Origin of the sequence: Paenibacillus sp. FSL P4-0176, assembly GCF_037975265.1 — a bacterium.
Taxonomy (GTDB): Bacteria; Bacillota; Bacilli; order Paenibacillales; family Paenibacillaceae; genus Paenibacillus; species Paenibacillus amylolyticus.
The window spans coordinates 5,851,238-5,863,448 of sequence record NZ_CP150242.1; the positions used below are offsets into that span (position 1 = coordinate 5,851,238).

Sequence of the window (12,211 nt, forward strand, 5' to 3'; positions counted from 1 at the left end):
CACTTTCTCTCCTGGCAGTCAATTCACAGATGTACCTGTCACGGGTCTACGCCGTTCATAGGCAAAAACGATCATTACCGCTCCTAGGATAGCACAGATCATGTACATAAATGAATAGGAAGAGAAGTCAGCGACGGGTCCCATAATCACACCACCCAGAGAAATGCCCAGATCCGCCATTGCAATAAATAACCCGATCAGGGCGTTCCGGTTCAGCTTAGGCAAGACAAAAGATAAATAGGTCGTGAGTGTCGGATACAGGATCGCCTGACCGATTCCCATGAATACAGCGCCCACATAGAAAAAGACTACTCCGCCTGTCACGGCAAAACTGACACATTGCGCAGCTACGGCGAGCAGACACATGGTGCCCATCATGAAAGGAGAATGCCAACTGCCATCGGAAGGAATCTTTTTTCGAAGCATAATTCGAGCCAGCACTACCGTTCCTGCCTGAAGCATCAGATATAAACCGGCATTCCCGTTTGGTACTTGGCTCGCATACAGCGGAATAAAGGTGGTAATCGCGCCAAATACAACCGAGGCAGCGAGCATTAACACACTACAGCGAAATAAATACGGATTCTTCACCAACTGACCAAAGGATTCCCACATGCTCACATTCTGCTCCGATGGATTCTCAGCAGGTTTCTCCTTGTTTGGTTCCATTTTGGCGGTATATCCGAAGACGCCCGTACAGACGGCAATGCCGATCAGAACCACTGTAAAGTAATCCATGCCACCCGTCTGCCAGATTCCTAAAGCGATAACAGGCCCCACGATCCCCGGTATATAACTGAACAACGAATAATACGAAATCCCCTGAGAGCGATCTTTCTCCGGAAGGGCATCAATAATGCCAATCTGCAAAGCCATGGAGAAAAACGCTGTCGATACACCTTGTAAAATACGAGCAACCAAATAACCGCCGAGTCCCGTAAAGGTATATAAAATCAGCGCAAATCCATTGATAATCAGAATCAGACGCAATATTTTAATCGGACCGTGCTTTTGAATAATCCGACCTGCCCAGGGTCTGAAGAACATCGTTGTGAACATATAAGCACCCATAATCAGTCCAATTGTTGTACCGCTCGCGCCCAAAGACTTCCCTTGTAATGGGATGATCACGTTAAGAATGGCATTGGCACTGAAATATAGAAGAACCAGTATGTACAAGCGTAGAAAAGGCCAAGACATCGCTCCACTCACAATGGGGCTCCTCCTAAAATGTAATTAAATGCTTCAATAATCGCTTCGCATAATCGGACTGTACGCCCTTAAGTTGATTGGTCGGAACGATCTCTACAACCTGTCCCTCTCTGAAAATGATCACCCTGTCGCAGATATAGGCTGCCGCCTGTATATCATGTGTGATAAAGACATAGCTCAGCTTGTAGATTTCTTTCAGCTCTTTCAACAATTGCAACACCTGAATCTGAACAGACACGTCCAGTGAGCTGATCGCTTCATCAAACACGATGCATTTAGGGGCGGTGGAGATGGCCCTGGCAATGCACACTCTCTGAGCCTCCCCGCCCGATAGTTCATGCGGATATTTGGATCTATAGGAAGGGTCCAGTCCAACTTGGCTCAGCAACAGATCCACCTTCTCTGAGTTACCCTGATCCTTTCGCAGCTTTTGCTGTGCTTGCATCGGTTCCATAATGGCAGCTTCCACGGTAAGAAATGGATTGATGGAGGACGTATAATTTTGAAAAACGGCGCTGATGTTACCCATCCGTACACGTCGATCCTGTACGTCTTTACCATCGAGCGAGATCGTTCCACGATCCGGGCGTTCAATGCCCAGAATCAGACGGCCCAACGTAGATTTACCGCTTCCGCTTTCACCGATGATACCGAGACACTCGCCCTTCTGGCATTCAAAGGTAACCTGTTTCAAAACTTGTTGTTTGTGCTTGGAGAACAGTCCGCCTTGGTTATATGATTTTTCGATACCTTCCACCTTTAGCATCTATGACTCCCCCTGCATCAACGCCTTAAAATGATTGCTCAGCTCCAGTCGGGTAGAGACCAGATACTGCGTATAGGCATGCTTCGGCTCTGTCAAAACAGAATGCATGCTGCCGCGCTCTACGATCTCGCCGTCTTTCATGACCATCACGTCATCTGCAATCTTCTGGACAACGCCGAGATCATGGGAGATGAATATCATGGAACAGCCCATGCGTTCACGTAATTGAATCAATTGCTCCACCACTTCATATTGAGAGATCGTATCCAGTGCCGTTGTTGGCTCATCCGCAATAATCAGATCAGGCTCCAGCACCAATGCCAGTGCAATCATGATTCGTTGCAGCATCCCACCGGACAGCTGATGTGGATATTGATTCAGAATCTCGCGCGGATGTCTGAGCATGACGCTTTCCATGGCATTGATGATTTTCAATTCAATCTCGCGGGTGTTCCAGCCAAAATGCTGCTGAAGCGTCTCCCGAATATGAACACCAATGACACAGGAAGGATCAAATGCACTCATGCCATTCTGCAAAATCATACATAGATGCTTGCCCCGCTTACGCCGCATCTCCGGTTCCGAAATCCGGTTCAGGTCTTCGCCCTGGAATAACATCGTGCCCGATTGGCGAATCCATGGCTTGTTCAATCGCATGAGAGCTCTGCACGTAACGGATTTACCGCTACCACTTTCCCCTACAATGGCCATACAGCTTCCCTGCTTAACTTCAAATGAACTGTCATGAATGATCACTTTGCCTGTATTGGTATCCCATACCTTCAAATGTTCAACCTCGACTATATTCATAAGCGGTCTTTCTCACCTCACTTTCGTAAGACTTGTCAGACTTACCTTGAGAGGTCATCAATTTGGGGTCCAGAGCCACCTGAAGGGCATCCGATAGAAAATTAAAAGCAGACACGACCACCACAATGGCCAGGCCCGGTGCCAACATCAATTCCGGTCTGGAGAACATCACTTCCTTCGCCTCATTGAGCATCATGCCCCACTCCGCATGCGGAGCCTGAATGCCAAGCCCCAGAAAGGAAAGGCCGGAGATCTGCAACATCATCGAACACATGGAACCACTAGCAATGACAGCAATATCGGCAAAAGTAACCGGAACAATATGTTTGGTTATGATTCTCATATTAGGCATGCCGGAGGCTTTAGCGAATTTCACATAATCCATATCGGAGAATTGCATCACAGATGTTCGAATAACGCGGGCAAACCAGGCCCATTTCATCCACACAAAGGCAATCAAAATGTTCTCCAGTCCTGCACCCAAAATGCCAACCACCGCCAGTGTCATCACGTATCCGGGAAAAGACAGCATAATATCACAGACTCTCATAATCCATGCATCCACTTTCCCCTTGAAGTAACCCGCGACAAATCCAACAATAGCCCCGATCAGAACAGATAGACTGAGTGCAACCAGCACCCATAACACACTTGGACGGATACCATAGATAAGCCGGGATAGTACACATCTGCCCAGATGATCATTGCCTAATAGATACTCCCAAGACGAAGAGGCGTATCGAAGCTTCATATTCACTTGTCCAGGATCATGCGGCGCAATAAGCGGAGCCAAAATGCCCGCCATAAGCGTAGCGATAATCACCACCAAAGAGGTCATCGCAAGCTTGTCTTTGCTCAGATTTTTCAGTATTCGCATCAGAATTCCTTTCTCAACCGGGGATTCATCGCCGCATTAATGATGTCGGATATCGTGTTAAACAACACAAAGGTGACAGCCAACATCAGAACATACGCCTGAATAATCGGAAAATCCCTGCTTAAAATGGATTTCACGCTGAGCCTCCCGAGCCCCGGCCAGGCAAATACATTTTCAATGACTACCGTACTGCCCAACACGATCGGGATCGCCATGCAAAAGATGGACACGGCCACCTGTAATGAATTTCTTAGAATATGCAGGGTAACTTTCTTCTCGCTCAGACCACTTGCCCGTGCATATAACACATAGTCCTCATTCATATTGCTCAGCATGGAACTTCGAACCGTTCGGAAATAAATGCCTGTATAACTCACCGTGATCACAATCACCGGAAGAATGTAGCTTCGATACGAGTCCATACCACTGGTAGGCAGCAGATCCAGCTTGACGGAAAAATACCAGATCATAATAGCTGCAAGCCAGTAGGATGGCATGGCCGTAAGGAAAAATGATACGCCTCTGACCGATCGATCCAGCAGCTTGCCTTCTCTCATGGCACAGATCACTCCGAGCAGAATGGACAGCGCAATAATAAATACCGATGAGACGAGCGTTAACTTCAATGTGTTCATAAAAGCCGGCCCCATCAAAGTCCACACGGGTTCACCCGATACATATGAGTTGCCGAAGTCCAACTGCAAAACAGCCATAATCCAGTTCGCATACTGGATCATGAACGGCTGATCGAATCCCAACGCTTTATTCGTTTGGGCGATCAGTTCATCCGTGATCTGCGGAACTTCCTGTGCCTGTAACACAACAACCGCCGGGTCCAAGGGAGATAGATTAATCAGAACGAACGTTATAAATGAAATGATAATCAGTAAAGGGATGGCTAACAGAATCCTTTTGATGATATAACTTCCCATATCCATCTCCGCTCTATTTAAAATTCATTTTTTCAAAAGGTAGTTCATATTGGGTCTGCTTGAATGAGATTCCATTAAGATTCTCGGGAGCGACTACGGTAACACGTCCGTTGGTAATCGGGATGAAGACTGCTTCATCATGGACAATCTTCATAATGTCGGCATATAGGGATCGGCGTGAAGCCTCATCCGTGGAGAACATAACCGCATCAATTTTTTTGTACAATTCATCTGCTTGGGCAATTCCGCTTGTTGTATGCTTGTATGCCGAATCTGATGTAAATGCAGCAATGGTACTCTGTGGATCATAAGCCAGTCCCCAGGTTTGATTAAAGAGCAGATCATATTCCCCGGTGGCTCTCCGATTCGCAATGGAAGTGGATTCTTCGCCCACGATTTCAAGCTGAACACCCAATTCTTTCATGGAATACTGGATCAATTCGGCCTGTATTTTCTGTGAAGACGAGTTGCTGTCATAGTAGAGATTCGTGGCTAAAGGCTGACCGTTCTTCGTTCTCACCACTTTACCGTCTGCCAATGTCCAGCCTGCTTGGTCCAGAAGATTTTTAGCTAATTCCGGATCATACTCCCGTTTCTTAAGATCCACCTTGGCGTAATTGACATTGGCTGAAAATAGCGTGTCCGCTACAGTCTGCGTTCCGTTGAAAATATCTTTACTGATCGTTTCCCGATCAATGCCAACCCATAACGCTTCCCGCACTGCCGTTTCCTGAACTGGACTATTCTCGCGACTGCTATTGGCTACGATCATATTGGTATTCATCGCTTCACTTCGAACCACTTGATAACCACCGGATTCAGCCAATTGGTCCATGGCTTCGACATCGATACTATCTGCTCCCCGGTCATCGGTGAACACAAAGTTGATCTCTCCTTTTTGCAATGCCAGGAATGTCGTTTCACCTGCGGGAAGAACCTTGGATGTGATTTTCTTGATTGCAGGTGCACCACCCCAATAGTCTTCATTGGCTTCAAACGTGGCATTCTCTTCGACTTTATGAGCTGTAAGCTTGTAAGGTCCTGTGCCGTGGAAACCACTCACTCCGTCTTTGGTTCCGCCATCATTGAAATCCTTGGGTGATATGAAGACGTAAGGTCTTGTCATGGACAATTCCACCAGTGCGGGATAATAGGCTTCCGACAGCGTCAGCTCCACCGTGTGTTCATCGATAACCGTTACACTTGTGATTTTGGTAGACAGCTTGATCCAGGCATGTTTTTCGGCATTCGCCTGTACTTCATCGATATTTTGTTTAACCGCCTCTGCGTTGAACGGCTCTCCATCATGGAATTTCACATCTTGTCGCAGATGAAAGGTATAGGTCTTGCCATCCTCGGAAATATCCCATGATTCCGCCAGCAATGGCTTGATTCCGTCAGGCGTGTTTTCCACCAGAGACTCATATACCATTCCTTGTGCAGGCATGGAGCCTGTATACAGATGTGGGTTCATATCATTAATATCTTTGGCAGAAGCATAGATAAGTTCTGTTTGTACCTGGCTATTAACAGGCTCCGTTTGGGCGCTCTCTTTCTCTTTTGTGCTCTGTCCGCATCCGGCGAGCAGCGCAATGGCAGACACCAGCAATAGTATAGATGTAAAAGTAAGACGCTTTTTCACAACATTTCCTCCTGATGATTAAGTTACAAGCAGACCTTGTAGGTTACATCAGACCACTCCGATTGCAGTACCATCTTCCGATCGCTGTTATCCCCAGATTTTTTTGATTCTCTTTTCCAAAGAGAAAATCCGGTGATAAATGCGAACGCTTCGCTTCTTCAGATTGGTTCTGCACTCTCCGTTATGATGTAAACATCAGGTTCAACTTGATTAATTTGAGATGTAATTAACCCTATTACTCAAAGTCCGGTGCAGATCATGCGGATATCCTCTTCAAAGGATTGGATTGAAAAGGCGCTGGACAAGCGCTGATCCGGGTGTGCGTCAGCCACTTCCTGAAGCTTCGCTTCAAATCTGGCGATAAATTGATCAATCGTTGGACAGCTCACATCGAGGTGTCTGGCAATGCCCTGAATGATTTTGATGCGGTAGTAATCTTCTTTGGGCATACGGGGAATATCCAACTCCCCTTCGCGGTTCATGAACGTTTTACGGAATGGGACTGCTGAAAAGTCGAAATATTTCCCTTCCGAGTCGGGTTCCGAGAATGGATCAATCAATAATGAGGTGTACCGTATGTATAATAAATACTCTTGATGAATGACCTGCAGCTGATTGAAATTCTCGATATCCTGGCGTGATATACTCTCTAATCGAACCGGATAGTTGTCATCCGTCATGAATTGGAGCAGGTTGACTCCCTGAATATCAAGTCGGTTCGTAATATTCATAATCTCCTGCCACTGTGCCCGCATTTCCCGTATCAAAATTTGTGTAATCGGACCTTCAGGATACATCTTGTATACGTATTTCTGAGTATCTGGAGCTCCAAAGATAGCTTCTAATGAGAAGTCATTCATGAACAAGGGTGGATGAACGTACAACGAGATATTTCTCGTTTCCGCCTCCAGTGGGGATCGCATCACATCCAGCGCAACACCCAAACGCTCATAACCTTGGCGTAGCTTACTCACCTGTTCAGACGGGTAAAGAGTGGAACCGATATAAACCTTTTTCTTAACCCCTGTAGTAATCACATGATTTGACGGATGTTCGTGCATCCAACGGGTATCTCCAAGGTAGGTAGAGAAACTGATCACTTCCGGCTCCACATTCCGCTCTCTCATGTAATGGGTCACAAGTCGATTCGACCCAAACGTTGGAGAAATCAAAATGATACATTTCAGTTGTTTGATGAATTCATCATTCATTTGTTCCAGTACATCGATATACGCATCGGTGGTAACCGCCAAAATGAGTGTATCCCATTCACCATCAATGGTGTCATATCCCTTGAACACATGATCAACGTAACACTCACCTGCGAGCGATTGATGTTTCTCATTTTGAATGCTGACCTGAATACGTTGATTGCTCTCTTCGAGGGCTGAGAATACGGATGCTGAACGAACCGATTGTCTCCCCGCAATGCCTATACAGCAGTTGAGATCATCTTTGAGCGTTACCGCAAGCTGAATGGATGCAGGTCCGGTTCCGAGTATCAGGATTCGCTGAAGATTGCTCATATAAGCCTCCTTAATTCAATGTTCAATCTGTAATCCATTTGGACGCACTTGGATGCACTTGCATACCTATGCTTTTTGATACAACGCAATATCAAACACATCATCCGGGCGCAGGATCGTATCCACCAGCTTCCATTTGCTGCTGTCCGTCTCTCTCATAGGATAATTGAACAAGGACTTCAACTGATCACCGTATCTCATGGCTACAACCACCTGTGCATTCGTCAGGGCATGCAGTTGATCAAGCAGCTCATATTTAGGGGCCACCGTAGAGCTGAAAATGATATGGGTTGCTTCCCTGGTATAATCCAGATCCTCAAGCAATGTTGACTCCAAACGAATCTTCAAGTCCGTTCCCAGTGTCTCCACTACTTTTCGCCCGAGTGTAATGGACTCTTCGTCAATATCGATCCCGACAACCTGTGCACCTGTTCGCTTGGCGATGAGTAATGGTGTCATGGGGAAGGAACCGGAGCCTACCAACAATACGTTGGAATCGGAGGTGACATGGAAGCTGCCGAATTCTTTATCGATACACTCTTCTATATTTTTGAAATAATCGGCAATCTGAACATCCCCGTTTTCTAACTTTAATGCACGATATTTCTCCATGATCGCCACACACTGGGCGGATTTATTTCTTAACTGCCATACAAGCGAATCCAGTTCTTCCAGCTCCGAATGCTCCAACTGTTCCCAGGCTGCCTTATTGTCCTGATCAGTCACAAAGCGGGAATAGTCATTGATCACAGCCTCCAGCTCTGCACTATGCTGAATCGTATGATCATACTTGCTCGCGAGCTTATCGAATTTCTCTGCAAATTCACTCAAACATGTCTGAAAATGGACCAATGTGATCATTTCTTTTCCCCCTATACGTTGTCTCGATCATGTATCATGTACCTCATGCGTTTACAACGCTCCATTCTGCTGGAGCATCTATGAAGGCTTTGCCCTGAGCCACGATGCCAACAGATCCCTCAATCGTAATACTCCCAAGTTCTGCGCCATTCCACTGGGCTACCACTTTGATCGCACCACCAGGCTGCTTGATGTACTGCGTAATCTGCCCCTGCTGGCTCCATGCGAGATACGCTCCGACGGAGGCCGTACCCGAACCACACCCTCTCTCCCAGATCAGACTATCCAGCTCCGGAACATAGATGAGTGGGGCCATTTCTTCCAAGTGTGATTGATATAACAAGATACCGATCAGCTTATCTCCCAGGGTTAGTCCCAGTAACCTTGCAAGGGTCTGTGCCCTCTTCTTCATCGTATCGTCAAAGTCATCGACTTCGATCACGATATGGATGAACTCAGCGTACCGGATGATCACCATATCGAGTTCGATGCCTTCGTATCGGATTGTTCGTTGTTCGATCTGCTTTGGTATCGGCATGGTTACCTGACAGTCATATTCGTTCTGCTGTTTCTTCACATGGCACATGATCAATTGATCGGTTCCGGAAACCTCCAGCATGATATCCATAAACTCCTGTTGTTCCAGTTCTGCTTCAGATGCGTGGTGTGCTGCAAGTGCCATACAGGCATTGCCACAGAACTCTCCTCCGGCCATTTCCAGACGGGCCACAGCTTCCGGTCTCCTCGTTGGTTCAATGAATCCCACTTGTTCAGCGTAAACGTTATCATACGACATTAGACGAGTTGCAATATGATTGTATTGCTCGGCTGCATGATCCGTTTTAACCAGAATCGTCATGTTTTGAGTGGGACTGAACTTGATAAAATCGATCTCCTGTTTCATCGCAGCGACTACTCCTGTTCTTCTTTTTTATCTAATAGTAATTATTACGATTAAAGGTCGAGAAAAATATAGCACATCTTTTTGGGGAGCGTCAACAAATATTTCCATTTAAAAAAAATAAAATTTCATAATACCTTTAGCTGCACCTCCTGTAAGAAAACCCAAACAGAGCTGACGCTTCTGCGCCAGCCCCAGCCATAATTACACCATCTGATAAGATTCAACAAATCGTCGTTCCTACCCCGCTCTTACTTAAAAAAGGGAATACGAAAAACGGTTGCCGTCGAACGGAACCGTTTCGATCTGGATATGATCCAGTGATTCACTGTACTCATCACGCTTGATGTGCTTGCACATTGTGCAGTGCTTTCTCAGCCAGTGCAGCCAGAAGATGTGCTCCCAGCGACAGAGCCCGTTCATCCACATCAAAGCCAGGGTGATGCCACTCATGCGGGCCAGAGGTGCCCAGGAAGAGGAACAGGCCGGGAACTTCTTTTTGATAAAAAGAGAAGTCCTCTCCTGCCGGAGAAGGTAACGGTCTAACACTGTTTAATCCAATCTCACTTGCAACTTGCTCCGCCGCAGATGCCAGAGACTCATCGTTGACCACGGCAGGAGGTCCCTGAATCCAGCGAACCGTAGCCCGTGTGCCATAGGCTGCCGCCACACCGGCGACTACCTGATTGAAACGCTCGCGAATCCGTGCACGCACTTTCTCATCAAAGGTACGCACTGTGCCATCGAGGATCGCTTCATCCGGAATAACGTTCCAGGCTGTGCCGCTGTGGAGCTTGGTGACACTGATTACAGCACTCTCCTGTGCCCCCACATTGCGGCTCACAATGGCCTGTAGTGCCGTAACAATATGTGCAGCAACCACGATTGGATCAATGCCTGCTTCCGGCACGGCTGCATGGGTGCCTACACCTTCCACTTTGACAACAAAACCGTCTGCTGCTGCCATCAATGCGCCTTCCCGAATGCCCACCGTACCTACCTGGAGATCAGGCTTGTTATGCAAACCAAATACGGCCCGAACATCGGATAATGCGCCGCTCTGGATCACTTGCCGAGCACCCGTTGCTTTTTCCTCCGATGGCTGGAATATCAACCGTACTTTTCCCGGTAGAATGGACTCACGCTGTTTCAGTAATCGTGCAGCACCAATCAGAATTGCCGTGTGTGCGTCATGTCCGCATGCGTGCATCTTTCCATCTGCCTGGGAGGCAAATTCCAGCTTTGTCTCTTCCTGAATGGGCAGCGCATCAATATCTGCTCTTAGGGCGACAACAGGACCGTCCCCTTGACCCACTTCAGCGACAAGCCCTGTCCGCAGCGCATATTCGTCTGCAATACGGACGCCTTCCTCTTCCAGCCAACTGCGAATGGCTGCCGTCGTCTCCTTTTCCTCGCCGGACAATTCCGGGTTGCGATGCAGATGTCGCCGAATGGTGATTAAACGTTCCGCAAATTCTTCCGCCCGTTCACCGTGAAGTTCATGCTCGGGGCCCTGTGCTTGTTGCTCAGAATGCTGCTTGGGCTGTTCCAGATCACTTTTCATCACATGGCCTCCCATTCGTATATATTCACTGCTATATTAACTGCCTAATTCTATCCGATTGCAGCTTCCTGTTCCTTGGATTCCAGTGCAAATTCACTTAGTCCCTGCTCTGCCAGAATCTCACGCAACAATTCGAATGAACGAATTCGCTTGGTAAAGTCCCGTGTAGCTGTAGTCACAATGAACTCTTCCACAGCAAACTCCTGCTGGAACTTCAGCAGTGCCTGACCTACGCTTTCCTTCGTCCCCCGGGTCACACTTGGCTCCAAAATTTCGATCCGATAGGTTTCGTTTGATTGACGCCCGAATTCTTCCGCCTGTTCCACAGAACCGACGGTCAGCACCTTACCACTCTCCAGATGGATCTTCACCAGCATATGCTCGCTCGCAAGTCCTTCCGCTTCTTCCTCACTTTCGGCCACAATTAACGATATGGCTAGTGCAGCGTAGGGCTCCCGTCCCTGGGAACGATTGAATTGTTCACGATATACACGGATCGCTTGAAGCGCTACCTCTATATTACTGTTAATGAACAGTGAAAAGACATATGGGAGTCCCAGTTCCGCAGCCATGCCCGCACTATCGACACTTGCTCCAAGTACGTACAGCTCCGCTGGAATGTCCGACACTGGCGAAGCGCTGAGACCTGCAAGTGGATGCGACTGATCTTCAAGCGGCTCATTGTGGATGTATCGTTTCACCTGAACAATTTTCTCTTTGAGAGATGCGGCTTCCTGAATACCTTCCTGCAACGCCTGTGTCGAACGTGGTAACCCGCCTGGTGCACGACCGATTCCCAGGTCAACTCTTCCTGGTCCGAGCGCGGCGAGGATATTGAAATTCTCGGCGACTTTGTATGGACTATAATGCTGGAGCATTACTCCGCCAGACCCCAGCCGAATCCGCTTTGTATGCGCAAGCAAGTGGGAGATGAGTACTTCCGGGGAGGAACCTGCAACATGCCCTGAATCATGGTGCTCCGACACCCAGAACCGATGGAATCCAAGCTGCTCTGCCCGCTGTGCCAGCTCAATCGTATGCCGAAAAGCATCCACCGCCGTTTCCCCTTCATAGATGGGAGTCTGATCCAAAATGCCAACACGAATACTCATATCCTTCT

11 protein-coding genes are annotated in these 12,211 nt (G+C 47.6%); all 11 read right to left on the bottom strand.

The features are described from left to right. Window positions 1-18: 18 nt before the first annotated feature. Entirely contained in the window at window positions 19-1,212 is a 1,194-nt protein-coding gene (locus MKY95_RS27075) for an MFS transporter (protein ID WP_339195302.1), read from the bottom strand. A gap of 13 nt (window positions 1,213-1,225) precedes the next feature. Then, window positions 1,226-1,978, bottom strand: coding sequence for an ABC transporter ATP-binding protein (locus tag MKY95_RS27080; protein WP_339195305.1), 753 nt, complete (start codon window positions 1,976-1,978; stop codon window positions 1,226-1,228). Then, a complete protein-coding gene (locus MKY95_RS27085) occupies window positions 1,979-2,788 on the bottom strand; it encodes an ABC transporter ATP-binding protein (protein ID WP_339195307.1) in 810 nt (269 codons plus the stop codon). It abuts the gene before it with no gap. Next, window positions 2,769-3,665: a nickel/cobalt ABC transporter permease gene (opp1C, locus tag MKY95_RS27090; protein ID WP_339195310.1), complete on the bottom strand. Its 897-nt coding sequence runs from the start codon at window positions 3,663-3,665 to the stop codon at window positions 2,769-2,771. The genes MKY95_RS27085 and opp1C overlap by 20 nt, the downstream gene beginning before the upstream one ends. Next, window positions 3,665-4,597 (bottom strand): nickel/cobalt ABC transporter permease, encoded by a 933-nt coding sequence (opp1B, locus tag MKY95_RS27095; protein WP_339195312.1) that lies wholly within the window; start codon window positions 4,595-4,597, stop codon window positions 3,665-3,667. Before opp1B ends, opp1C begins: the two co-directional genes overlap by 1 nt. 13 nt (window positions 4,598-4,610) lie before the next feature. After that, window positions 4,611-6,200: a nickel ABC transporter substrate-binding protein gene (gene nikA, locus MKY95_RS27100; RefSeq protein ID WP_101314293.1), complete on the bottom strand. Its 1,590-nt coding sequence runs from the start codon at window positions 6,198-6,200 to the stop codon at window positions 4,611-4,613. Window positions 6,201-6,478: 278 nt separating this feature from the next. Further along, entirely contained in the window at window positions 6,479-7,765 is a 1,287-nt protein-coding gene (locus MKY95_RS27105) for an opine metallophore biosynthesis dehydrogenase (RefSeq protein ID WP_339195315.1), read from the bottom strand. A 66-nt stretch (window positions 7,766-7,831) separates the two neighbouring features. Further along, entirely contained in the window at window positions 7,832-8,626 is a 795-nt protein-coding gene (locus tag MKY95_RS27110; RefSeq protein ID WP_339195317.1) for an SAM-dependent methyltransferase, read from the bottom strand. Between the two features lie 43 nt (window positions 8,627-8,669). Continuing rightward, window positions 8,670-9,530: a diaminopimelate epimerase gene (locus MKY95_RS27115; protein ID WP_339195319.1), complete on the bottom strand. Its 861-nt coding sequence runs from the start codon at window positions 9,528-9,530 to the stop codon at window positions 8,670-8,672. A 334-nt stretch (window positions 9,531-9,864) separates the two neighbouring features. Continuing rightward, on the bottom strand, window positions 9,865-11,091 hold the full coding sequence (locus MKY95_RS27120; RefSeq protein WP_339195321.1) for an amidohydrolase: 1,227 nt from the start codon (window positions 11,089-11,091) through the stop codon (window positions 9,865-9,867). 50 nt (window positions 11,092-11,141) lie between these two features. Continuing rightward, window positions 11,142-12,203: an LLM class flavin-dependent oxidoreductase gene (locus MKY95_RS27125; protein WP_339195324.1), complete on the bottom strand. Its 1,062-nt coding sequence runs from the start codon at window positions 12,201-12,203 to the stop codon at window positions 11,142-11,144. Window positions 12,204-12,211 lie beyond the last annotated feature (8 nt).

Bases quoted from the DNA above. Each gene is read 5' to 3' on its own strand.
- MKY95_RS27115 (WP_339195319.1), bottom strand. From the start codon at position 9,530: ATGAAACAGGAGATCGATTTTATCAAGTTCAGTCCCACTCAAAACATG.
- MKY95_RS27120 (WP_339195321.1), bottom strand. From the start codon at position 11,091: ATGAAAAGTGATCTGGAACAGCCCAAGCAGCATTCTGAGCAACAAGCA.
- MKY95_RS27110 (WP_339195317.1), bottom strand. From the start codon at position 8,626: ATGATCACATTGGTCCATTTTCAGACATGTTTGAGTGAATTTGCAGAG.
- opp1C (WP_339195310.1), bottom strand. From the start codon at position 3,665: ATGCGAATACTGAAAAATCTGAGCAAAGACAAGCTTGCGATGACCTCT.
- MKY95_RS27080 (WP_339195305.1), bottom strand. From the start codon at position 1,978: ATGCTAAAGGTGGAAGGTATCGAAAAATCATATAACCAAGGCGGACTG.
- MKY95_RS27125 (WP_339195324.1), bottom strand. From the start codon at position 12,203: ATGAGTATTCGTGTTGGCATTTTGGATCAGACTCCCATCTATGAAGGG.
- MKY95_RS27085 (WP_339195307.1), bottom strand. From the start codon at position 2,788: ATGAATATAGTCGAGGTTGAACATTTGAAGGTATGGGATACCAATACA.
- MKY95_RS27105 (WP_339195315.1), bottom strand. From the start codon at position 7,765: ATGAGCAATCTTCAGCGAATCCTGATACTCGGAACCGGACCTGCATCC.
- opp1B (WP_339195312.1), bottom strand. From the start codon at position 4,597: ATGGGAAGTTATATCATCAAAAGGATTCTGTTAGCCATCCCTTTACTG.